This is a genomic window from Streptomyces sp. NPDC006235 (assembly GCF_040613735.1).
GTDB lineage: Bacteria > Actinomycetota > Actinomycetes > Streptomycetales > Streptomycetaceae > Streptomyces.
The window spans coordinates 15,108-36,933 of the sequence record NZ_JBEXSR010000059.1 but is presented as its reverse complement, the minus strand read 5'-3'; the positions used below and the strand labels follow the sequence as shown (position 1 = coordinate 36,933).

Sequence of the window (21,826 nt, the reverse complement as noted above, 5' to 3'; positions counted from 1 at the left end):
GGGTGCTCCGGCAGGGTGTGCAGGTGTTCCCGCAGCTCGGCCAGCGGCAGGGTCGCCGACACCGGCACGCTGTAGCCGCCCTGTCAAGAGGGCGCACACATCCTTAACGCACTGGCGTTGCACCCGGCGGGACGCCACCCCGGCGGGAGGGTCATGTACCGCCGGGACCTGCTCGATGCGTGGCTCGGCGAACAGGAGCAGGCGGACTCGCGGTCGAACCCGGCCCTCAACCCGCTGAGCAAGGCCCCGCGGCAGCGTGAGCGTCGCCGGGCTGCCTGACCTGGGAAAACGGGTCTGAAGAGTTCGGCAGCACTCGGAATTTCATGCACACGGAGATCGTCTGTGTGTCTGATCGCGACGCAGGTCGCGCCGAGAGAACCATGCCCAGGCCAAGGAGAAGATGCGCATGGCGGGTTACATAGAGGACCGATGGCTCAAGAAGCGGCCGAATAAGGAGACGGGCAAGCGCGAACGCACTGCGCTTTGGGGCAAGTGCACGCGCTACCGCGCCAAGGGGATACCGGGCGTCCGCGACCGCTCGTTCGACACGGTCGCGGACGCCAAGGCGTGGCTGGCCGAGGCACAGACCGACACGCGTCGAGGAGATTTCGTCGACGCACGAGATGGTGCGATCAGCCTTCGTGAGTACGTCGAGAAGCACTGCTGGCCGTCCCAGGTGCATCCGGCTCAGACGCTGGAAAGCATGAGGCACCGGATCTGGGGGCAGGTGCTGCCGCAGCTCGGAGACCTGGCGTTCAGGGGCATCGGCGTCGCGGAGCACGCAAGTGGTCGGCCGACGTGCAGAGGGCGGTGGCATCGAGCACGGCCTATGTCGCGTGGGTCTACCTCAAGGCGATCATGCAGGCCGCGGTCGAGGACAAGCGGCTTTACCGCAACCCGTGTAAGGGCAACAGCTCGATCAAGCCGCCGAAGAAGCCGGAGCGCAAGGCTCGCGCCTGGGAGCAGGATCGTGTCGACGCCGTACGGGAGGCACTGGCCGACCGCTACCGGATCATGCTCGACCTCGGCGTCGGATGCGGACTTCGGCAGGGTGAGGTGTTCGGCTTCAGCCCGGGTGACATCCATGGCGACCTCGTGCACATAGAGCGGCAGATCCTCATGTACAAGTCGCAGCTGTACTTCGGCCCGCCCAAAGGTGGCAAGGAACGCGACGCACCTCTGCCGAAGGTGCTCGCGATGCGGCTCCTCACGCACCAGGAACGCTTCGAACCGATCGACGTCACCCTGCCGTGGCTCGACCCCGAGGAACCCGACCTCGCGCGCGAGACCGGCGCAAGGTGACGGTCCGGCTGCTCGCCTATACCGGGCGGCGCGGCGCGATCAACCGGACCACCTGCAACACCAAGGCGTGGAAGCCCGCGCTCGCCGAAGTGGGAGTCATCCCGCCGCTGCCCGAGCGTCAGCCGAGCGAGAAGCCGTCGCGCGTGTGGCCGAGTCGCGAGCACGGCTTCCACGTCTTGCGTCATACGTACGCCTCAGTGATGCTCGAGGCCGGTGAGTCGATCGTCTCGCTCGCGAAGTGGCTGGGGCACTCCGACCCGGCGTTCACGCTCCGGACGTATAGCCACTTCATGCCGCAGGCCGGCGCGCGAGGACTGTGCCGCCATGGAGGCCTGGTTCAGGGACTCGGCCGAAAGTCCCTGAGAAATCCAAGAGGGCTGAACCAGCCGCCGGATCCCCGCAAACATGCAGGTCAGAGCGTGATCGCTTCCTGAGCGGAACAGAACCCGGCGTACAGCCCAACTCGTCTGCTATTGCGGCCGTGGTGGGGTTTTCCCCGGGGCGGGGCCGTTTTGCCGTCTGGGGGAGTGCCTGCGCTGACCTGGGGTTTCCCGGGAGTTCCCGGGCGGTTGTGCACGGGATGTGCACGGGGGGCGTGGCGGGAACCGGAGCATGGGACAGTGCTGGGACAGGCTCGCACGCCGCCAGCTGAGTGCATCTGGCGATCATGCCGCGTAGCCGGCCTCGGCCGGGCCGCTCGGCCTGCGTGGTGGAGGTCGTCGGCGGCGCAGACCATGCTGTGCCGTCGCGACGAGTTCCAGGGGCTCACCGATGTCTGGTCTGAGTGCCTCGGTGCCGGTCGCGTGCAGCCGCGGACTGGCACTATTGATGCGCTCCCCCCGCTACGGCGAGGCGGGGCCGGCCTCTGGAGCCATTGGGAATGTGAGCGCGTGATGACTCTTGACTGCACTTCTCGTCCTGGCTACTCTTCGAGACTTAATGGGCGCGTGAGCGCGTGATGGAGAGATGGTCTTGGACGCGAGAACCTACCTCAGCAGCCTCGGGATCGACGTAGCCGACGCTGCGCAGCCGGTCATCGGACGGCTGGCCCTCGCTGGGGAGTTCATGCTCGGCGGCGAGCGCGGAGTGCTGCTTCGCCCCAAGCGCGGTGATGTGTCCGACCGCTACCTCGAGCTCCTCGCGGGCGAGGGCTACGCATTCGTGATCGTCGACGGCGGCAGCTATCCGTCGTTCTACGCTCGCGAGCAGGAGGGGCTCGTCCCCGTGCGGGCACTGCCCGTCGCCGACCGCAGCCACTTTCCGTCGGCAGGAGTCCTCGGCGCCTGGGGGCAGTTGATTCACGCGGCCGCCGGTCACGGTGATGCGACGAAGCTGGGCGTCGCCCAGATGGTCGCTCGCCTGGATGGCGATGAGGTGTTCGGGCCGGACCTCGTCCGCCCCACGGGCGGCGTGCCCGTGTCGCGTCTCGGTGGTGACGAGTCGGTCGCAGTAGAACCGCTCCGCACGGCGGCTGCGCTCCTGGCCGGCTTTCGACTCCGCCCGAACGCGCCCGATGAGTTGGTCCGTCTCGTCGTCGCGCTGTCCTCACTGCTTCCCGATAAGGGCCAGTTCTCCGGGCTGGCCGAGAGCGTGGCGCCCTTGGTGCGCGGACATCAGCTCGGCGCTCGTCGTCTCCTGGTCTCAGGCGGAGCGGGGGCGGAGATCGCCGCACTCCTCGATGCGGAGGGCACGATCTTTCTTCCGGCCGAGCTTCGCCTGCTCGAGCCGCTGCTGGAGCGCCTGCTTCCGAGCGTCGAGCGTGTGTTCGCTGACTTCCTGCAGTCGAACCTCGATGGGTCCTACGACGGCGTGATCGTCGTCCCGCCGTTCGGCCTCCAACTGAGCGGAGCCCAGCTGGCCAGGTTTGAGCTGTCGAAGCGCGGGGGCAAGGTGCGCAGCCGCGTGCCTGCAGAGCTGCTGTTCATCGAGCACGCGCTTGCGGCGATGGCCGATGACGCTCTCCTCGTCACCGTCTTGCCCGAAGGCCTGCTCTCGAGCGCCGGACATGCGGACTTCCGCGAGTGGCTGCTCGAACACGCACGTCTGCTGGCGGTTGTCAGCCTGCCTGCCGGAACCTGCTTCCGCGGCACGGGGGTGAAGTGCTCCGTCGTGATACTCCGCAAGCCGGCGCCGGCCGACGACTACCCGATCCTCATGGTCGACGTGGAGGCGCACGACCTCCGCGGCGACATCGGCGCGGCGCGGTCGAAGCTCGACGACTTCCTCGAACGGGAGGTAGCCGCATGCGCGTAGCCACGCTCTCCCGCGCCGACCTCGGCAAGCGGCACGTTCGCCTCGACCCGGCTTTCTACCTCGGGCGCGAGTTGGTGCGGTCGACGATGAGCTCGGAGGGCAGTCGACACGTCAGCCTCGAGGATATCGTCAAGTCCATCCACGACGGGGCTCGCCTGCCTTCGGCTGCATCGGGGATCCCGATGCTCCGCTTGAACAACGTGCGGCCCTGCGAGCTGGACTTGAGCGGCATGGCCCACGTCGACGGCACCGCCGCCAAGTGGATCAACGTCCAGGAGAACGACGTCCTGTTCACGCGGGCAGCCCAGCCGTTTCGTGCGGCCGCGGTCCAGTCGGGGATGCCTGCAGAGCTCGCCGTGTCGTCGGAGCTAACCATCATCCGGCCCCGGCCGGCGGTCTTGCCCGAGTACCTGGCCGCCGTGTTCTGCACGCCGACGCTGAACCGGATCCTGCGTGACCTCGCGTACCGCGGTGGCTCGTCGGCGCTGCCGCGCCTTCGCCTCTCGGACATCGCGCGCCTCCCGATCCCGCTGCCCCCGCGCAGCCTGCAGGAGTCGCTCGGGCTGCAGTACCAGCAGGCCGTCGACCTGACCGCGAGCGCCCGCGCCGAGTTCAACGCGGTGGTGATGGCGATCCACACCGAGATAGACCACCGTGTCTCCGGGATCAAGCCCCCCAGCAGCGCCATCGAGGTTCTCCGATCGCAGCTGGCAGACCGGTGGGACGTCCCGTTCAACCGCGGGCGCGTCTTCCGCCATTCTTCGGCAGCATCGTCGGCCATGCGGCCGTTGCTCCAGCTTGCGAAGCCCGCCGGCACGAGCCTTCGTGGCCTCGCCGATGACGAGGAGGTCTTCGCCGTTCAGGCCGACGACGTGAACGAGAGCACCTTCCTTGTCGAGGGCGGCGAGGTTCGGCCCCTGTCCGACCTGTCCTCGCGCATGCGGCAGCGGCTCGAGGTGGGCGATGTCCTGCTGTGCACGACAGGCTCGGGCGACCAGGTCGCTTACCTCGACGAGGAGCTCGGCCCCCAGGAGCAGCCGCTCCTCGGGAGCGCCACCTTCACCGCCCTCCGCTTCCACGAGACGCCCCGCGTCTTCGCCGTCGCGCTCGCCCATTCCCTCGTCCGCACGCAGCTCCGGCTGCTCTCCTCCGGGTCCGTGCAGCGATTTGTCAACAAGCGCGACCTCGACGAGTTGCTCGTCCCGGTGCTGGGTCAAGTCTGGCGAGAGGACTTCGAGACCCGGCTCACCCGAGCGATGCAGCGTCGCCGCGAGGCATTGCTGGCGCGGACCGCGCTCATCGAAGCTGCCGACGACTACCTCCGGAAGGCGACGCTGTGAACGCCGTGGCGACGAGCATGAGCTCTCCTGGGGGCTGGAGTCGCCTTGTGCGGCGTGATGTGCTCACGCGGGCACTCGGGTCGGCGCCCCGATTTGCCGTCGTGCCGAGGAACAACATGTCGTCACACGATCGGGTCGTACGACAAGCCACGCAACTGGCCCCGCCGAACCGCATAGTCGAGATGGTCGTGCTCGGCGAGGACGACCCGACGTGGCTCCAGCACAAGATCGCATTCAAGAACCTCCGCAATGTCCACTACTACCTGGCGGCCGCGCGCTGGGCCCGGCTGTTCAAGGAGGATGCGATCCGCCCGACCAGTCTCGGTCGCCGCTACGTCAGTTCTCGCTTCGAGCCTCGCGTGATCCTCGAAGGGGTTCGCGGCCGCGCGATCTTTGAGGAGGTCAGGCGTGTGGCTGGCGACGACGTGCCGAACCTGGACGTCGTCGCTAGCGTCCTGCGGCGTTGGAGCTTCTGTTACAGCAAGGGCACGGTCACGCGACGCGCCCGCGACTTCTGCGCGATCCTCGGCCGCATCATCGACGAGGCCGCGAACCCGAAGGAGCGCAAGCTCGTTGGTCACTCGGCGTGGTTGGAGCCGCAGGACCTGCTGGCCATCAACGGCGTCGTCGCGATCTGGCCGGCCCTGCAGCTCACGCCGGTCAAGGGCATCCGGCGTTCGAAAAATACTTCGCGGGGCGAGGCGACCGACGCCCAGCTGCGCCTCCCGCTCAAGGAGGTAGCATGACCGGCCCAATCACCTCGAAGATCCGCGACTTCCTGATCGGCCGCGGTCCCGCGACGCCCGAGCGCGTTGCGGAGGCCGTCCCCGAGCTCACGGAGGTTGGAGGTGCCGAGCGGGCCCTCTTGCTGATGAGACTCGATCCGACGCTCGAGCGGACAGCTAACGAGATGTGGGCGGCGCGGGGAACGGCGATCACCGACGACAGCCGCGTGCGAAAGGCCGTCGAGAAGTTCTTCGACGGCCGCCCCGGTGCTCCGCTGGCAAGCGCGGTGCGGGCGGTAGCGAACGAGACCAGCTTGCCAGAGCACCAGGTGCGCGAGCTCCTCACCGAGCAGTTCGTCGTGGCGGGCACCAACATTTTCAACCGGCGACGGTAGCGAGAGGACCCATGGCCAAGAGGAAGAACACCACAGACGCGCTCCGCGATGGGGCGCGGGAGAAGCTCTCGCAGCTCGGCTACCAGCAGATCAAGGACGACTTCGCGCTCTTCGACCCGCTCGGCGACGGATCCATGTCGGCGACCGCCGAGCTCGTCGCGCTCGACGAGGACGAACCCGTCATCCTCTTCGCCAGCGGTGAGCCCGGCGATGCCTCGCGGCCTGCCGTGCAGGACGACGCGAAGTTCAAGGCCGGCCTCGGCGCCGCCGCCGGTAAGCCGTTTCGCTTCGTCTGGGTATGGGACGACGAGAACGACTTCATCTTCGACGTCGAGAAGGACGCGCAAGTCTCGGCGCTGCCGGCCCGGGACGAGTGGAAGACCGTCGCCCGGCCGATCTCCGAGTCCCGCACCCGGCTCGTGCAGGAGGTTTCGGCCGAGTACCACCGTGGCGACTTCCGGGCGATCCAGCGCAAGTTCGATCAGCTGCACGAGGCCATCTACTCGCGCGGCGGCGTCAAGCCCACCAATGCCGCCATCGACGAGCTCGGCAAGCTGCTCTTCCTCAAGGTCCACCTCGAGAAGGAGCCCGGCTACGTACTCATGAGCGGCGCCGCCAAGGGCAAGCGATTCGCCGACATCTACTCGGCCGACTACGTGCGGGAGCACAAGAAGGACGCGGTCATCCAGCTCAAGGACGCCTTCCGCGAGATCAACAACCTCCCGCAGTACAAGGCGACCGACATCACTGGCGAGGTACACACGATCTTCTCCTACGACGAGCCGCTGCGTCTCGAGAACCCGGAGGTCCTCGCCCTCGCCATCGAGGCCCTCGAGCTTCGCGATCGTGAGGGCAAGCCCATCCGGCTCTCCGTGCCCGACCGCGAGCTCCTCGGCAACGGCGAGAAGGCCCGCGAGATGCGGGCGCACCTCATCCACGAAGACTTGCTGGGCTGGGCCTTCGACGTGTTCCTTCGCGGCAAGTACGCGAGCGACGAAGGGCTCGCCACCTACCTGACTCCTAGCCAGGTCGTGGAGTGCATGGCCCGCATGGTCTTCCACGACATCCCCGACGCGGACCTGTGGGCCCGACGGGGCGACGACGGGCAACGCGAGCGCTGGAACCCCCAAACCGACGAGGAAGCCGCGCTCCCCGCCTTCCTCGTCGGCGACACCTGTTGCGGTACTGGGCGCTTCCCCATCGGCGCGCTGCGCGAGGTGAAGCGGCGCGTGCTCGACGACCGCCACGTCGGCCACTCCGACGACGACAAGCTGCGCTGGCTCTCGCAGATGAAGCGGCACAGCTTCTTCGGCGCCGACCAGGCCGCGGGATCGATTCAGAAGGCTCGCATCAACATGCTGCTGTACGGCGAGGACCACAGCCAGCTGCTCAAGGTCGACGACTCGCTGGTTGACCCGCATCTCGATCGGCTCATCGGGAAGTTCGACGTCATCCTGACTAACCCGCCGTTCGGCTCCGGCAAGTACGACGATCCCCGCGGACTGGCGCGCATGCGCGACGAGGAGCGCGGCCTCGAGCTCGGCTGGTCGTGGACTTCCGGGAACCGGGCGAAGCGGAAGGAGCTCGCCAAGGCCGACCCGGCCTCGCTGTTCATCGACCGCAACCTGCAGCTCCTGAAGCCCGGCGGGCGGCTCCTGATTGTCGTGCCCGACGGCATCCTCTCCAACTCAGGGGACGCCTACATCCGCGAGTACTTCATGGGAACGAAGGACGAGGAGACGGGTGAGTTCCTCGGCGGAAAGGCGATTGTGCGCGCCGTCGTGAGCCTGCCCACCGAGACGTTCTCCATCGCGGGCACGGGCGCCAAGACCAGCTTCCTCTATCTACAGAAGAAGCGGCATCCGGCCGAGAAGCAGGGGCCGGTCTTCATGGCTGTCGCTGAGCACGTCGGGTACCTGAAAAAGGGCAAGGCCGAGGTTCCGGACCCGCTTGGCAACGACCTGGTTGAGATTGCGTCGGGTTATCTCAAGCGAGGTTCCGCATGAGCGGCATCGCCTCTTGGGTCACTGCTAAGGACCTGCGACATCGTCTCGACGCGGACTTCTACCGACCCGAGTACCTGGAATTCGATCACCGCGCTGAGGCGCGTGGGCTGAAGACCCGGCAGGTGGTCGAGATTTCCTCGCTTGTTACGGACGGGACCCACAAGACGCCGAGCTACGTCGATTCGGGCGTCCCATTTCTTAGCGCCAAGAACATTCGGAACGGGTTCGTCGACGCGGGTAGCGGTCACAAGTACGTCAGCGCCGCAGAATTCGATCAGCTTGAACGATGGAACTGCGCGCCCCGACCCGACGACGTGCTCGTGGCGAAGAGCGGATCCATCGGTTCTGCTGGCCTGGCGAAGGGAGCGTACGACCGGTTCGCCGTATTCGAGAGCGCCGCAATCATTCGCCCGAGCGGGGTCAGCCCGGCGTACCTCTCGGCCTACCTCAATTCGCGCCTGGGGCAGCTCCAGATCCGACGTAACAGCAAGGGTGCTGTGATCCGCCATCTCCACCTCGAGGACCTCAGGGAAGTCGAGGTGCCGCTCCCCGACCGTCGCATCCAGGACTACATTGGAGCGAACGTCGAGTTGGCAGAGCGCTGTCGAAGCCAGTCGGCCAAGCTGCGAAGTCGGGCCATGGAACTCCTGGCCCAGAGCTGGGCCTGGGGCAACCGAGGACCAGCCGAGCTACAGGACATGGCGGCAGGCCAGATCGCGTACACGATTGAGCCACGCATTTTCGAGGACCGCCTCGATCCGGAGTTCTATCGCCCGAGCTTTCTGGCCGTGGACCGATGGCTAGATGGTCAGCCGTGTTGGCGTCTCTCAGAGTTGGTGGAGGCACCGGTGAAGGGCGTGCAGCCAAGCTACGACCCCGACGGCTCCGTCCCCGCTCTGACGGTTACCCACGTGGACCCTTTCGTGCTTGACCGAAACAAGGCGAGTGGCTTCGTTACTGACGCTTGGCTTTCGCGGAACGCCCGCGCTCGGATCAAAGCTGGCGAACTCCTCTACACCGTCACGGGCCCGCCGCTGGGCGAAACGGTCGTGGTTGAGGAGTTCCACCTCCCGGCAGCGGTGAACAGCCACGTCGCGCGAGTCGCCCTGCGACCGCACTTCAAGTTTCCTCACCTCGTGGCCGGGATGCTGAACTCGCCACTTGGCCAGCTTCAAACAACCCGATATGCGAAAGGAATTCGACAGAAAGAGTTGTATTCTATCGACTTTGTTCGCTTCCGGTTTCCGAAGCTGTCGCCGCCGACCTGCACTCGGCTCGAGAGGGACCTTGCGGCCTCATGCCGACTTGTCGAGGAGGCGAGGGTCCTCATGGAGCAGGCCAAGGCCGACGTCGAAGCCTTGATCGAGGGAACTCTCGACGTAGAGGCGATCCTCATCGGGACCGTCAAGGCATTGACCGCGGACGACATCCCGGATCTGGCGGAGGACACCGCATGAGGGTCCTCGGCACAGCTCCCAGCTCGACCGACTTCAAGTGGGCGCTCTTGGATGGCAGCCGGGCAACCCCGCGTTCTGCCGCTGACGTCCACGTCACAGAAGCTGCCCGCCGACGCATGCGAGGGGCAGCGCTGGTGAGCCTTCGAAGGCTGCTCTCAACCTTCCTGGTGGAGCAGGGAGTAGAGCGAAGCTGCGTCCTGCAGGCCGGCTCCTCGCAGTTCCGAGGGCCGTCGGCCTCACGCGTCAAGGCAGAAGGGATCGTCCAGCTGGTGGGTGCTGAGCTCAAGCTGACCGTCGACGTTGTCGCGGCGCAATCTCTCCGCGCGCAGGAGAAGCGCTTCGCGTCCATCGCGTCTGTTTCTTCCGAGAACGTTTTGAACGGCGGCGCGGATTTTAAGCCGAAGGCCTGGCGAGACGCGGTCCTGGTCGCGTGGTGGGGGCTCGACGAATGAGCACGGTCCTTCAGGACGTCCAGCAGCTCATCGCTGCGACCGGGAAGCATACGCTCGAGGCGGAGAACACCGAGGGCGGGAGCGCATACGCGTTCCGTGCGCGTCACTTACACGACCTGCCGGTGTTCCTGAAGGTCCTCTACCCCCGCCCGAGTGGCGACCTCTTCGCGGAGCCGCGCCTGCTCGTGGAGGCGACCAGGACAGAGGGCAAAGGGAGCAACCTCGCGCGCGTCCACGACGCGCAGCGTTTCGGCCACGACTTCGTCCTCGTTGCCATGGAGTATGTCGACGGCGGCAGCGTCCTCTCGCGACTGAGCGGCGGGCCGCTCCCGATGATGGAGGCCGTCTGCGCGGCGATCGGCATACTCCAAGGGCTCGCGCAGCTTCACCAGGCGCTCCTCTTTCATCGGGACATCAAGTCGGCGAACATGCTGATCTCGCAGCGACACGGGCGCATCTGGCCGAAGATCACCGACTTCGGCTCGGTCGCACGACTCGCTCATGCGAGTGTGAGCGTGACCGCCTTGCGCCTCAGCGCGCTCTACGTGCCGGCCGAGGGATGGGCGACGCCGAGCCGCTACGACGTGCGGTCGGACCTCTACCAGGTGGGCTTGGTGCTCTTCGAGATGGCGCACGGCGCTCTGCCGTACAACGACGACGCCTACATGGACCGCGAGGCGAGGAAAGAGCTTCGCGAGTTGGCGGAGACATCGGGCGGCGGCGTCGACGATTGCGACAGGCAGAAAGTGGTCGACCGTGCGCTGGCCCGGGCCAAAGGCGTGATCTCCTTCGGGAAGATGCAGCCGTACGCGCCCAAGAGCCTGGCGTGCATCATCAACAAGGCGGTCTCGCCTGCCCCTGCCGCCCAATACCGGACGCCGTCCGAGACGATCGGCGATCTCGAGGCGCTCCGGCTGTCCGACTGGAGGCTGGCTCCCTGCGATGAGCAGTACGCCGCCAACGGATGGGCGGGCTGGGACTGGAGCATCGGGAAGGATCCGAAGAAGCCGGAGCAGTGGGTCGTCCTGCGTTCCCGTCAGGCGGCGACGAACTTCCGCCGGTGGGCCGCGGCCGACAGCGCGCGAGCGGCCTGTCAACTCGTCATGGAGGCTGAGGCATGAGTCTCCCCGCCCGCCCGAGCGACGCGGTCCCGCTCTTCGAGCATCTTGCTCACTGGGGCGAGGTGTCGGCCTACGAGGCCGAGCACCTCGGCGCTGGGCCGTGGGTCTCGGTGTTCGAGAACGCAGGCGCCCTCAAGGCGGTTGACGACGAGCACGATCGTCCGGTGGCCTGGCACCTGACGCCACCCTTCGTGCACCTCCTCGAGTGCGACGCGCAACAGGTCGGGCGTCGTCTGTGCTTCGCGGTCCCCGAGTACCGCGCCTACCTGCTCAGCATCCTCGTCGAGGGGCTGGTCGATGCCGGCCGCGCGGGCATGACCGTGGAGCTCGAGGAGTGGACGAAAGGCGAGCTCGCGCCGCTGCTGGCCGAGCTCAACGCCGTCCTCGCGCAGCTGGAGGGCGGCAATCGCCTGGTCGATCTCGCGTCGGCGGAGCTCGAGTCCCGCATGGCCGACCTCCCCGAGCGCTCGCGGCCGTTCGCCGCCTGGGACAGCTACGCACTCGGACACTCCGCACGTCCCAAGGCGCTCTTCGAGTTCGCGCTGCGGCGCTTCGGTCCCGCCTGCGTGGCGCTGCCCGTCGCTGTCGAGAGCGCTGCGGTGCTGCGCCCGCTGCCGCTCAATCGAGAGGACGGGTTCGGCCTTGGCAGCGCCTTAATTCCGCAGCCGTGGAACACGCAGCGCTTCAGCGTGCTGAGTGGCGCCCCGATCGTCGATGCGCGTGGCCAGCGCACGTTCGACGAGGACGCGCTCAACGAAGTGCTCTTCGAACATCTCCGTGATGCCGTAGTGGAGCACCCGTTCTACGCTGCGGTGATCCACCTGGGCATCTGCGCCTGGCGCTCGCCAGCGTCGACGATGCCCACTGTGGAACTCTACGTGCCCGCGTCTGGCGGCCTGCACGACGTCTCGGTGCTCGTGGGCTCCCGCGGGGTCGGCCGCGTGGCCGAGCTGCTCGGCGACCTCGTTCGCGCGCAGGGCTACGCACCCTTTGGCCTCGTCGACGGCCGAGTCTCCGACGAGCTCATGGGCAACCTGCTCCGGAACCTCCTCGAGCTTCGAATCCTGCGCCGCCAGGACGAGCTCTTGGTGCTCGGCGACGACTACCAGTCGTCACTGATGGCGGCGCGCCTGCGCACCGTGTTCCGGCCCGGCAAGGAGCTGCAGAAGCGCATCGTCGAGGAGCTCGCGCTGCGGGCGTCGGAGGGCGGTGCCGCATGAGGCCTCGCAAGGTCGACATGGCATCCGACTGGATGCGCAGCCAGCCGCGGCGGTCCTTCCACTACCGGGACGAGGTATGGGCGGCGCTGGCGGAGCTCCATTCGGACGAGTTCGCCGTGAGCGACGATCGCAAGACGCCGTGGTTTTCGCTGCACCGAGACATGACGCAGGACGCCTGTTTCCTTCGAGGCGACAAGGGGCTTTTCGAGTTCGTCGAAGGCGCCATCGCTGAGGTCACCTCGGCCGAGGTCGCTGCCGTGCCCGACGTGAAGGAACCAAGGGTCTGGATCTTCCAGGCCAATCCCAAGTTCTACCGGATCCTCGAGGCCCTCCAGCACCTCTACCGGATGCAGTTCCTGACCAACCGGTACAAGGACCGCATCCACATCGGTGACATCGTCCTGCTCTGGATGTCGGGCAACCACGCAGGCATCTACGCCCAGGCTCGTGTCGTGGAGCGCATCGCGGATCGGAAGTCCGATGGCGACGACGCAGCATTCTGGGCGGACCCGAGCAACGGAGCCACGACCAAGCCCCGCGTCGTGCTCGCGATCGAGAAGCGGTTCCTCGGCGACCCACTCCTCAAGACCACCATCGCGGCCAGGAAAGGGCTGGCCAACCTGATGATCCTCCGGCAGCCGAACGGCACCAACTTCCCCGTCGACGCTGACGCGTGGGAGCTGTTGCGACCGCTCCTGCCTATCGAGGAGACCCACGAGCCGGCGCGTGAGGTCCTCACGTGGGCGATGAAGCGCGCCAGGGCCGGCAAGATCTGCGACGAGAGCTGCAACGAGCTGCTCGAGCGCTTCGTTGCCGAGACGTTCGCCGAGGGAGACGAGCACCTCCTGGACGAGATCACAAGCTGGTTCACAGCGAACTACCCGCTCCTCAAACCGATCACCGTTCAGTGTCACATCGAGAAGTACACGACTAACTTCCGCAGTCGCGTCCACTACAAAGCGACGCCAGAGCACGACCTCCTCTTCCGCGTCGACGACGACTGGGCGCGTCGTCGCCACTACCGACCGGGCGACGATCCCCCGCCGATCCACCACAAGCCTGACGCGCCGAAGCGCTCGAAGGCCAAGATGTCGACGAAGGCGAAGCAGGTCTCACCCCTCGACCGCAATCGCCGGCTGCTCGCGCATCTCGCCACTCTTGGCGAGCTCACGCCGGGTGATCTGGAAGACCTCGGGCTGCATGAGGCGCACCTGAGCGACTGGCTCGACTCGCTGCTGGCGCGTCGTCCCGAGGCACACGTGATCACCCCGCTCCTCCTTCACCTCATCGACGGAGACGCGGGCCCGTCCGCGTTCACCACCCGGCGCGCGGCGCACTTCATGGGCGAGCACTTCCGGCGACACGCCCCGGAGCCGATCCCGGAGCTCGAGGAGCACGTCTGGGCACGGCTCGGACGTTGGCACCTGACGCAGCCCCACGGCGGCGATCAGCGGACGCACGCCTACTTGAGCGTGCCCATCCGCGAGCCGCGCGACGTGGCGGTCTCAGAGCGACTCGACCTGTTCGCTCAGCTTCCGCCGAAGGTGATCGGGGACCTGATTCGAGAGCCCGAGTTCCTTTCGGAGCAGCAGTCCTGGAGCGCCGACGCGGCGTCGAAGTCGTCGGAGGGGTCGCTCCGCACGCAGCTCCGTCGAAGCTGGAAGCGCCCATTGCTCCTCAGCACCGTGGAACTGCTCGTGGCTGACGACGGCCAGGTGCTGATCGGCGAGGTGGAGCGCACCGACGTGATGGCCCGGAGTTACGTCGTCGCCGGCCTACCGCTCTGCCGCCACGGCGAGTGGGAGCCTGCCGCCATGCTCGGTCGCGAGGCCGCCGCAGAGCGACTCTTCCCACACCCCGTCGCGGCGGCGCTCCTTCAGTTCGAGGTTCACCGCCTGTTCGCCTGCCTGGCGGGCGATGTGGCGGCGCTGATCCACGTCGGTGGGGATGTGGCGCATCTCGAGCTCGACGGCGCCGGGCGGGGCCCGCTGTCGCGCCACGTCCGCTCGATGCTCGAGCAGGTCGGCTACTGGCCGGTGAAGGCCAGCACCCAGGATTCGCTCTGGGCGAGCGCCGCCCACGTGATGCTGAAGAACCTCGAGCTGCTCGATGTGTTCGAGCGCGACGGCGACGTGCTGCGTCTGACCGACGACTACCAATCCAAGATCAAGACTCATCCGGGACACCTGCAGAACCGGGGCGAAAAGCCCTACCGCGTTCGCCTGTCGCAGTTCCTGGCGACTCTCCACGGAGGACAGGCATGAACACGCCGTTGGTGCGCATCGCGCTCCCCAAGCTGTTTCTATGGAGCGAGGCGGCTCGCATCCAGGAGTACCCGGAGGCGGCGGCCCGTGCCGAGCCAGGCCGCATCTATTCACGGGCCGATCTCGAGCGCGTGGTCTTCGACATCGCTCCCACGATGCAGTTCAAGGGCGGGGCGCCGCGCGGCAAGGGGACCGACGGCGTCATCAACACATACGGGATGGAGCGCAGCGGCGCCCGCTACCGCATCAACGGAATCAGCCTCTTCGAGCGGGTCGACAAGGGCCTCCGGGCCACCGCGGAAGGCGTCGCGCTGGGAAAGGCGTTTCGCGAGGCGGACGCTGACGTCGACTGGGCTCGCGCCCTCGCGAAGCAGCTGCTTCGACGTGAGCCTCGCACGCGCTTGGTGATCGGGCTTTGCCTTGCGGGCTGGCAGCTGGGAGTCGAGGCGCCGGGCGGTATCCCCTCGGGCGCGTTGTCGCTCACGTCGCCCGAGGGCGATGTCCTCGAGATCGCACAGCGCAACTGCGACGGCTTCAACACGCTGCTGCGCGACAACGCCGAGCTCGCCCTCGGGCCGCGTTGGCGCGCTGACCTTTCGGCTCTGGGCGAAACCGCGGCGGTCGTGTGGGAGGGCGTCCAGGGTGGACCACCCTCGACGAACGACCTCCCGACCGCTCTCAAGAAGGCCCTGGCCGTGTTCTTCCACATCCGAGCCTTCGATGGTGGTCCCTCGACCTGGGGCCTGGACGCCGGTGGACTCGCTGGTGCGCTGGCGGTGGAGAACCTCGACGAGCTCGGATTCGAGGACGCAGCGCCTGCGCGGCTGACCGACGACGAGGCGTTCGCCCGGGCGCTTCACGATTGCGCGGACGCCGAGGGCTTTCTCATCGTGAGTCAGCTCGGCGAGCGCTTCGGCGAGCTCCTTCAGGTGCCGGACGAGGATCGAGCCGTCGTCCTCGACAGCTACATCCGGACGGCGATGTACCACGAGCAGCTGCGATTGCTCGACCGCCACCCAGGACAGCCCCGCATGGGACGAGGGCTGTTCGGCGAGCCCGGCGCACGTCGCGTCCGCATCGACTTCACGCCCCCCTACAAGACCATGAACGTTGAGACTGCGGAGCAGACCCCCACGGGTTCCTCCAGGGAGATGCAGGGAGAAGACCGATGACCATCACCAAACCGTGGGCCGCCAAGGGGGTCGCACTCTATCCGCCTTCCTTCTCCATGGTGGGCCAGAACCAGGTGTTCAACGCACTCCACCAATTCCGCCGATCCTTCTGGGACGGTGCCGCGAACGACATCGCCGGCTTCTTCATCGCGTTCGGCGACTGGGGTCTGGGCAAGACACGGCTTGGCTACGAGCTCATCGCGGAAGCGACGGGCCGCGTCGACCGGTGGCTACTCAACAAGAACGAGTACGTCATCCCGCCCTTCCATCAGCCAGACAAGAAGCCGCGTGTGCTCGAGCCGGCGCTGCAGGATGGCATCCTGCCGCTCTACATCCGCTACAGCACCGTGTGCGACGACGCGCTCGACGCTGCGACGTGGGTGGCTCGCCTGGCGGTCGAAGCCCTGCGGCACACGTTGCGCGCCGACCCTGCCGCTGGCGGGCCGCGGGACCTCTACGAGGACCTCAAGGCGGCGATGCAGGCCAAGGGCGTGAACCTGAAGGCGCTCTCGCTCGTCGACGACGACACGCGATCGTTCGAGGACCGGCTTCGCGATGCGAAGAAGGTCTTGGGTGATGCTGGCCTGAGCCACCTCTGGATCATCGTCGACGAGGTCGAGACGCCCGGTGACCTGAAACGGGGCCTTCGCGAGGACACGCAGACCAAGGTCGACGACGAGTACCTCCTGATGGTCTCGGAGGTCATCAAGCACGAGAACTGGCGAAACCAACATCCGGACGTGAACTTTCTGCTGCTGTGCAGCGTGGGCATGCGCGACCAGATCCATATCGGTCCGAACCTGCGCCGAGCGAGCTCGGTCACGATCGAGCCGAACCAACTGACCGACGTGCAGAGCTACGTCGACCACATCAAGGGCGGCCTGGTCGACCCGCACGCCGTCGAGTACCCGGCGGGGACGCTCGAGGGCGCGTTCCTTTCGGCCAACCGGAACTTCGGCTGGCTGAACGTGATCATGTCGTCCATCCACGAGACGTACGCCCGGCACATGGAGCGCGGCTACCGCTCGAGCGCGTGGGAGCTCCTGAAGGACTTCGCCAAGACCGATGCCCGGGCCAAGCATATCTTCAACGACGACGCCGTCCTGCCCCTGCTCGGCAAGGTAACCGGGGTCCCCAAGCAGGAGCTGGAACGGCTCGTGTACGGCCAGCTGCCGGCTCCGGTCGGCGGGGCGGCGAAGGCGGCGTTGACCGAGGAGATGGCCGATGCGCTGCTCGCCCACGAGGTCGCGGGCCGCGGACACGCCTTCGCGGAGCTCTTTCAGGTTCACATCGACGAGCGCGCGCTCGCGAACGAGCTGACCCGTCCCGAGTTCGGCTTCAAGGCAAAGGAAGGGAAGACGGACACGTACTTCACCCCGACCTGCGAGGTGTCCGTCGTCGGACTGCTCGAGGCATTGCGCGCGTTCTCCGTTGCGGTCGGGGGAGCCCCGGGCACCGCTGGTGACTTCGTCGTCTACGCCGACCTGGAGCAATGGGGCGAGCAGCTGGCGGCGCTCTACCCGCGAGAGGGCATCGAGTTCGCGGCCGAGTCACTCCACCGCATCTTCTCGAAGCCGGAGTACCGGGTCGACGGGACCCGGTTCATCGGGATGTCGTTCCGGCTCTGGCGCGAGTTCAACAAGCTCCTGGCCTCGGCGGCTGAGAGCGTTCGCTTCTTCAGGGACGGCAAGTACGAGGCTTCGCTCGACGAGTACGTCCGCGGCGTCAGTCAGACGAAGGCGAAGCGCGGGACGGCGATCTGCCTTGGCCTCGCGAAGCTCCTCGACGACCACCTCAAGGATGAGGCTACCAAGCACATCTCGGGGCTCAAGGACGTTCCGCACAAGGCGCTCACCTCCGCGTTCGGCTCGCCGTCGCTCGACGGGCTTCGGGTCACGCCGGATGGTCGGTGCACGGTCGTGTACTGCCTGGACGCGCAGCAGACCCTCGACAAGCTACGCGCCTACATCGGCCTCGAGCGGGTCCACCCGATCCTTGTCCTGTTCCCGGCAGGCGCGGACGTGGCCTCGTTCGAGCAGCAGCTCGATGCGTCGCCGGCCCTTCGCCGCTGCGTACTGACGCGGCGCCTCGTATCGCAGGAGGAGGAGTTCCTTCTCAAGTACTCGGGCCGGGGCTCCGCCTACAACGCCCACGAGGCACGCCTGAGCAAAGTCGCGAAGGGGCTCGAGGGTTCCTACCGCGACGAGTGGCAAGCGAAGAGCCGGGAGTGGGCGAACGGCCTCCGCAAGACCGGCTACCTCCTCGCGCCCATCTGGAGCCGCAAGACCGGCAACAACACGGTCGATTTCGCGAAGGGCTACCGCTACATGTTGGCGAACGACTGCTCGCTCGATGCAGCCGTCGACACGGCCGGCGGACCTTTGAACAACGTGGAGTTTGAAAACTGCCGACAGGCGGCGAAGAAGAACATCGATGCACCTGCCGCGTGGAAGTACGGCGACCTCCTGGGCGTGCTGACGACCGACGGCAGCCTGCTCCCGAAGGTGCCCCGGTGCTTCTTCGCGCTCCTCCAAGAGCTCAAGATGCAGTCGGCGGTGAGCAAGCTCGCCAACAGCTTCTTTTTCGCGGTGCCCGAGAGCGAGATGAAGGCACCACAGCAGCTCGAGCAGATCCTCGAGGTGCTTATCGGCATCGGGCTCGTCCGCAAGAAGAACGACCTCTACAAGGCCGTCGACCGGACGATGCTCGAGAGCCGCCGCCAGTCGGCGTCGACCTGGCTCGAGGGGGAGTGCAAGGACTCGGTCAAGACGCTCACCGACCTGTTCCCCACGCAGGCCAGCATTCTGCTGAGCAACAACTACCCCACGGCCAAGCAGCAACTGGTGACGGCGGAAGAGCGGATCCAGCAGGTGAGCTCGGACCACCTGACCGCCGACATCGACAGCCTGACCGAGGGATCGCTCAAGACGGTCGTCGCTCAGGTCCTCGACATCGAGGAGCGCATCCTCGGTGTGTGCCCGCTTGAGATAGGCGAGACGACGCTCCACTTCGACTGCTCGCCGGCGCGAATCCTGTCCTACGAGACCCGGTATTCGACGCTCTCGCTGTGGGAGCGCGTCGCCTTCCTGGCGTGGCTGAAGAAGGCGTTCCTGGAAACTCGGGACGAGATGATCGAGGAGATCGACCATCTGCTAGGCGAGGCGGCCACGCTCGATGAGGCCGAGGGCCACCCCTTCCCCATCGCCCCGGTCACGCTGCCGCTCAAGGCCATCAAGTCCGAGCTCGAGAACGCGGTGAAAGGGACCGCCGCGGCAGGCACGCAGACGCGGATGGCGACGATCCCGGTCGCGTCGTACACGCTGATGATCGACCAGTACCTGGTCAGCTCGCAGTACGAGCAGGCGTGGAAGCGCATGGACGCGCTGAAGGACCTGATCAGCAAGGAGCAGCCCGGTAGCTTCTTCGCGCAGTTCAAGAAGCTCCATGAGCAGTGGGCGAAGGCGGTCAAGGACTACAAGGCCGCCGCCTCCGCGTGGCAGTCGCTGGGCGACTTCACGGCCGACGCTCCGCAACCGGTACAGGCCTCGCTCAACCCGCTCAAGCTCGAGGTCCAGAAGTTCCGCGGTCTCGTGGAGGGAGGCCTGAAGCAGCAGGTGCAATCGCTGATCGATCAAGTGGCGGAGACCGAGCTCTTGAAAAGCTTGGAGACCGAGGTCGTCGCGACCGCGCAAGCGGTCCAGGGGCTCCCGCAGCGGGTCACAGAGAAGCTCGACGAGCTCAAGACGGAACTCCGGCAGGTGATCCGGCAGAAGGAACTGCGCGCGCTCAACCGGGTTTTGAAGTCGAACGGGAAGCCGGCCAAGGCGGAGCCGACGCCGGCTGCGACCTTCGGGACCACGAAGGCGCGCTACGAGGCGTTCAACAGCGAGGTCTCCCAGGAGGGCGCAGGCTTCTTTGAGGGCGCTGGCAAGGACGTCCACTTCGGTCTGTGGGTCGATATCTCCGGCGACCTGGAGGCCGGCTCCTACGACGAAGACCAGCACCCGGACCACGCCGACGCGATTCGCGAGCTCAAGGAGATGAAGCTCATCCGCTCGAAGCTGGAGCTCCGATGAAAGCGCGCATCGTCGAAGCACAGGCTGACCTGTTCGAGGTCGGCGTCCTCTCGCAGACGGCAGAGGTCGAGAGCGTTCCCATGGATCGGCTCCTGGCTGATCCGTCGGGGCCTCCGCTCGTCGTCGTCGGTGGGTTGCTGGATGCCGAGCGCCTCGTCGACATGCGCAAGCTCTCGTCCGCGCTCGCGCGGTCGGGGGTCGCCGTCATCCTCGTGCCGCCGTTCACGGATCTGGACCTCGGCCGCTACTTCGAGACGCCGGTCCAGCTGGGAGCCCGACGCCGCGCCGCGGATTCGGTTGCACGCATCACCGACGGTGTGCTCGAGGAGGACCTCGGCGGAGGGGTGAAGGTTCGGTCGGACCACTTCTTCGACACAGTGCTCGGCGCAGGCGTGCTCGCCGTGGATGCCCAGAACAAGCCCGTGCTCCTCCGGTACCAGGCGACCAACACCGTGGGTCCGGTGTTCTTCTCCGCGCTCCAGCTGCTTACCTACACGGCGCTGACCGACGAGGCGCATCGCCAGAGCCTGCTTGGGCACCTCTTGTCGTGGACTCCGTCGGTCACGGCGGAGGCCAGGGAGATCGCACGGCAGCGGTCCAACCCGCCGAAGGCCGAGACAGTCGGCGAAGGGGTGCTCGTCCCCGTTGCGCTGCTCCTTGCGGCCGGCGGCCCACAGACAGCGGAGCTCCTGCGATCTCGAGCCGGCGCGCTCCTTGGCGTGGACCTGAGCGCCAATGACGTCGGTCGAGCCCTCGAGGAGCTCACGCGTCAGGGGCTCGCGGCCTCCGGCGCGTCGGCACCCAGCGATCGCGAGGCTCTCGTCCGGTTTCTCGAGCAGCGCGGGATGCACCCGTACCTGCGTGAGCTTGGGGCCCTGCTCGCCTCAGAGGAGACGACGACATGAAAAGCATCGAGCTGGCTCGCGCACTCGCCGCGGCAATGAGCCTGCGGCTTCCCGGCACCGCCGGGAAGATCGCCAACAAGATGCGGTACATCGACTCAAAGGCCCCGCTCTTCGTGCGTGGCGGCATCATCCGCAGCGTCGAGTCGCGCCGGTTCGATCGCGTCTACGCCGTCGGAGTTTCCTCCAAGAGCCGGAGCATGCCCGCCCTGGGCGGCATTCTTTATGGAGCCGCGGCGCTCCGCCACGACATCGTCGTGTCTGGCAACCAGGTGACGGAGGGCTTCCAGGACAGCCGCGTCGACATCAATGACATGAACTTCCTGGACGCGTCCGAGCGACTTGCATGGAAGGAGTACATCCTCGTCTACCAGCTCCTGACGGACCTGCTGGATTCGGATACGAAACCGGATGTCATCTTCGTCGACATCCCGCTCCTTGTCCCGCGTGCCGAGCAGAGTCTCAGCCTCGCCGAGCCCGACGTCGAGGAGGAGTGGCACGAGCTGATCGAGGTGATGGAGGCGTTCTGGCAGCGGTTCCTGCCGTCCATCTACCCGAACGACCCGAACGGTCCGTTCCTCGTCTCGCTTCAGTCGCGCCGCGACCTCAACGCCGCCGTCTTGAACGCGCTCCGTGAGAAGGGACCGGCGGGTTCCCCCGAGGCGATCGGCAGCGAAGCGATGGACCTCGTGCAAGGCGAGTGGGTGCAGCTGCGGCGGGTCGGTGTTCTCCGCTTCCTCCGTGGTGCCCTGCGCGCAGGGCATCGGACGGCCGCCTACTACTACGAAGCGCTGGGACGTCAGATGAAGCGCTTCGAGCCTCGGACGGTCGCGAACCACGGGCTCATCGGCTTCCACATCCAGGTCGGCCTCAGAACGCCGATCTGGAAGATCGAGACCGTCGGTGCTCCGGGGCAGTGGGACTCCGAGGCCCTCGACAGGCTGGCCAGCATCACCGCCTTCCTGACGCTGAACGACAACCCGCGGATGAAGCCGCTGCCGCTCTGGTACGCCGAACAGCTCGTGATGATGCCGCGCGAGGTCCTGTCCAACTACCTTCGTTCGACCCTGGGCATGCTCAAGGACCGTGCCGTTGATCGAGCCTGGCTCGAGGGCGTCGACACCATGGATGAGGAGTGAGC

17 protein-coding genes are annotated in these 21,826 nt (G+C 66.8%); all 17 read left to right on the top strand.

Features of this window, described 5'->3' with window-relative positions:
- The first annotated feature begins 153 nt into the window (after positions 1-153).
- The 17 genes from ABZ192_RS39625 (at position 154) to ABZ192_RS39545 (ending at position 21,824) form a co-directional block, all read left to right on the top strand.
- The gene (locus tag ABZ192_RS39625) at positions 154-279 is read left to right on the top strand and encodes a hypothetical protein (protein ID WP_356929315.1); all 126 of its coding nucleotides are present in this window, start codon (positions 154-156) and stop codon (positions 277-279) included.
- Positions 280-810: 531 nt separating this feature from the next.
- Positions 811-1,302 carry a hypothetical protein gene (locus ABZ192_RS39620; RefSeq protein WP_356929314.1) on the top strand — a complete coding sequence of 164 codons (492 nt, stop codon included), beginning with the start codon at positions 811-813 and terminating at the stop codon, positions 1,300-1,302.
- Positions 1,299-1,736 carry a tyrosine-type recombinase/integrase gene (locus tag ABZ192_RS39615; RefSeq protein ID WP_356929313.1) on the top strand — a complete coding sequence of 146 codons (438 nt, stop codon included), beginning with the start codon at positions 1,299-1,301 and terminating at the stop codon, positions 1,734-1,736. The genes ABZ192_RS39620 and ABZ192_RS39615 overlap by 4 nt, the downstream gene beginning before the upstream one ends.
- Before the next feature lie 538 nt (positions 1,737-2,274).
- Positions 2,275-3,555 carry an N-6 DNA methylase gene (locus ABZ192_RS39610; RefSeq protein ID WP_356929312.1) on the top strand — a complete coding sequence of 427 codons (1,281 nt, stop codon included), beginning with the start codon at positions 2,275-2,277 and terminating at the stop codon, positions 3,553-3,555.
- On the top strand, positions 3,546-4,895 hold the full coding sequence (locus ABZ192_RS39605; protein ID WP_356929311.1) for a hypothetical protein: 1,350 nt from the start codon (positions 3,546-3,548) through the stop codon (positions 4,893-4,895). Before ABZ192_RS39610 ends, ABZ192_RS39605 begins: the two co-directional genes overlap by 10 nt.
- Before the next feature lie 182 nt (positions 4,896-5,077).
- Positions 5,078-5,641, top strand: coding sequence for a hypothetical protein (locus ABZ192_RS39600; RefSeq protein ID WP_356929310.1), 564 nt, complete (start codon positions 5,078-5,080; stop codon positions 5,639-5,641).
- The gene (locus tag ABZ192_RS39595) at positions 5,638-6,015 is read left to right on the top strand and encodes a hypothetical protein (protein ID WP_356929309.1); all 378 of its coding nucleotides are present in this window, start codon (positions 5,638-5,640) and stop codon (positions 6,013-6,015) included. Before ABZ192_RS39600 ends, ABZ192_RS39595 begins: the two co-directional genes overlap by 4 nt.
- A 134-nt stretch (positions 6,016-6,149) precedes the next feature.
- The gene (locus ABZ192_RS39590) at positions 6,150-8,021 is read left to right on the top strand and encodes an N-6 DNA methylase (protein ID WP_356929308.1); all 1,872 of its coding nucleotides are present in this window, start codon (positions 6,150-6,152) and stop codon (positions 8,019-8,021) included.
- The gene (locus ABZ192_RS39585) at positions 8,018-9,478 is read left to right on the top strand and encodes a hypothetical protein (protein WP_356929307.1); all 1,461 of its coding nucleotides are present in this window, start codon (positions 8,018-8,020) and stop codon (positions 9,476-9,478) included. The genes ABZ192_RS39590 and ABZ192_RS39585 overlap by 4 nt, the downstream gene beginning before the upstream one ends.
- A 134-nt stretch (positions 9,479-9,612) precedes the next feature.
- The gene (locus tag ABZ192_RS39580) at positions 9,613-9,930 is read left to right on the top strand and encodes a hypothetical protein (RefSeq protein WP_356929306.1); all 318 of its coding nucleotides are present in this window, start codon (positions 9,613-9,615) and stop codon (positions 9,928-9,930) included.
- Positions 9,927-11,051 carry a protein kinase gene (locus ABZ192_RS39575; protein WP_356929305.1) on the top strand — a complete coding sequence of 375 codons (1,125 nt, stop codon included), beginning with the start codon at positions 9,927-9,929 and terminating at the stop codon, positions 11,049-11,051. The genes ABZ192_RS39580 and ABZ192_RS39575 overlap by 4 nt, the downstream gene beginning before the upstream one ends.
- Positions 11,048-12,271 (top strand): hypothetical protein, encoded by a 1,224-nt coding sequence (locus tag ABZ192_RS39570; RefSeq protein ID WP_356929304.1) that lies wholly within the window; start codon positions 11,048-11,050, stop codon positions 12,269-12,271. The genes ABZ192_RS39575 and ABZ192_RS39570 overlap by 4 nt, the downstream gene beginning before the upstream one ends.
- A 17-nt stretch (positions 12,272-12,288) precedes the next feature.
- A complete protein-coding gene (locus tag ABZ192_RS39565; protein WP_356929303.1) occupies positions 12,289-14,535 on the top strand; it encodes an EVE domain-containing protein in 2,247 nt (748 codons plus the stop codon).
- Positions 14,532-15,707 (top strand): hypothetical protein, encoded by a 1,176-nt coding sequence (locus tag ABZ192_RS39560; RefSeq protein WP_356929302.1) that lies wholly within the window; start codon positions 14,532-14,534, stop codon positions 15,705-15,707. Before ABZ192_RS39565 ends, ABZ192_RS39560 begins: the two co-directional genes overlap by 4 nt.
- Entirely contained in the window at positions 15,704-19,783 is a 4,080-nt protein-coding gene (locus tag ABZ192_RS39555; RefSeq protein ID WP_356929301.1) for a hypothetical protein, read from the top strand. The genes ABZ192_RS39560 and ABZ192_RS39555 overlap by 4 nt, the downstream gene beginning before the upstream one ends.
- On the top strand, positions 19,780-20,688 hold the full coding sequence (locus ABZ192_RS39550) for a hypothetical protein (RefSeq protein WP_356929300.1): 909 nt from the start codon (positions 19,780-19,782) through the stop codon (positions 20,686-20,688). The genes ABZ192_RS39555 and ABZ192_RS39550 overlap by 4 nt, the downstream gene beginning before the upstream one ends.
- A complete protein-coding gene (locus tag ABZ192_RS39545; RefSeq protein ID WP_356929299.1) occupies positions 20,685-21,824 on the top strand; it encodes a hypothetical protein in 1,140 nt (379 codons plus the stop codon). The genes ABZ192_RS39550 and ABZ192_RS39545 overlap by 4 nt, the downstream gene beginning before the upstream one ends.
- Positions 21,825-21,826 lie beyond the last annotated feature (2 nt).

Excerpts from the sequence above, each read along its gene's own strand:
- ABZ192_RS39555 (WP_356929301.1), top strand. The coding sequence starts at position 15,704 with ATGACCATCACCAAACCGTGGGCCGCCAAGGGGGTCGCACTCTATCCG.
- ABZ192_RS39545 (WP_356929299.1), top strand. The coding sequence starts at position 20,685 with ATGAAAAGCATCGAGCTGGCTCGCGCACTCGCCGCGGCAATGAGCCTG.
- ABZ192_RS39625 (WP_356929315.1), top strand. The coding sequence starts at position 154 with ATGTACCGCCGGGACCTGCTCGATGCGTGGCTCGGCGAACAGGAGCAG.
- ABZ192_RS39585 (WP_356929307.1), top strand. The coding sequence starts at position 8,018 with ATGAGCGGCATCGCCTCTTGGGTCACTGCTAAGGACCTGCGACATCGT.
- ABZ192_RS39590 (WP_356929308.1), top strand. The coding sequence starts at position 6,150 with ATGTCGGCGACCGCCGAGCTCGTCGCGCTCGACGAGGACGAACCCGTC.
- ABZ192_RS39570 (WP_356929304.1), top strand. The coding sequence starts at position 11,048 with ATGAGTCTCCCCGCCCGCCCGAGCGACGCGGTCCCGCTCTTCGAGCAT.
- ABZ192_RS39595 (WP_356929309.1), top strand. The coding sequence starts at position 5,638 with ATGACCGGCCCAATCACCTCGAAGATCCGCGACTTCCTGATCGGCCGC.
- ABZ192_RS39605 (WP_356929311.1), top strand. The coding sequence starts at position 3,546 with ATGCGCGTAGCCACGCTCTCCCGCGCCGACCTCGGCAAGCGGCACGTT.
- ABZ192_RS39550 (WP_356929300.1), top strand. The coding sequence starts at position 19,780 with ATGAAAGCGCGCATCGTCGAAGCACAGGCTGACCTGTTCGAGGTCGGC.
- ABZ192_RS39575 (WP_356929305.1), top strand. The coding sequence starts at position 9,927 with ATGAGCACGGTCCTTCAGGACGTCCAGCAGCTCATCGCTGCGACCGGG.
- ABZ192_RS39560 (WP_356929302.1), top strand. The coding sequence starts at position 14,532 with ATGAACACGCCGTTGGTGCGCATCGCGCTCCCCAAGCTGTTTCTATGG.
- ABZ192_RS39600 (WP_356929310.1), top strand. The coding sequence starts at position 5,078 with ATGGTCGTGCTCGGCGAGGACGACCCGACGTGGCTCCAGCACAAGATC.
- ABZ192_RS39565 (WP_356929303.1), top strand. The coding sequence starts at position 12,289 with ATGGCATCCGACTGGATGCGCAGCCAGCCGCGGCGGTCCTTCCACTAC.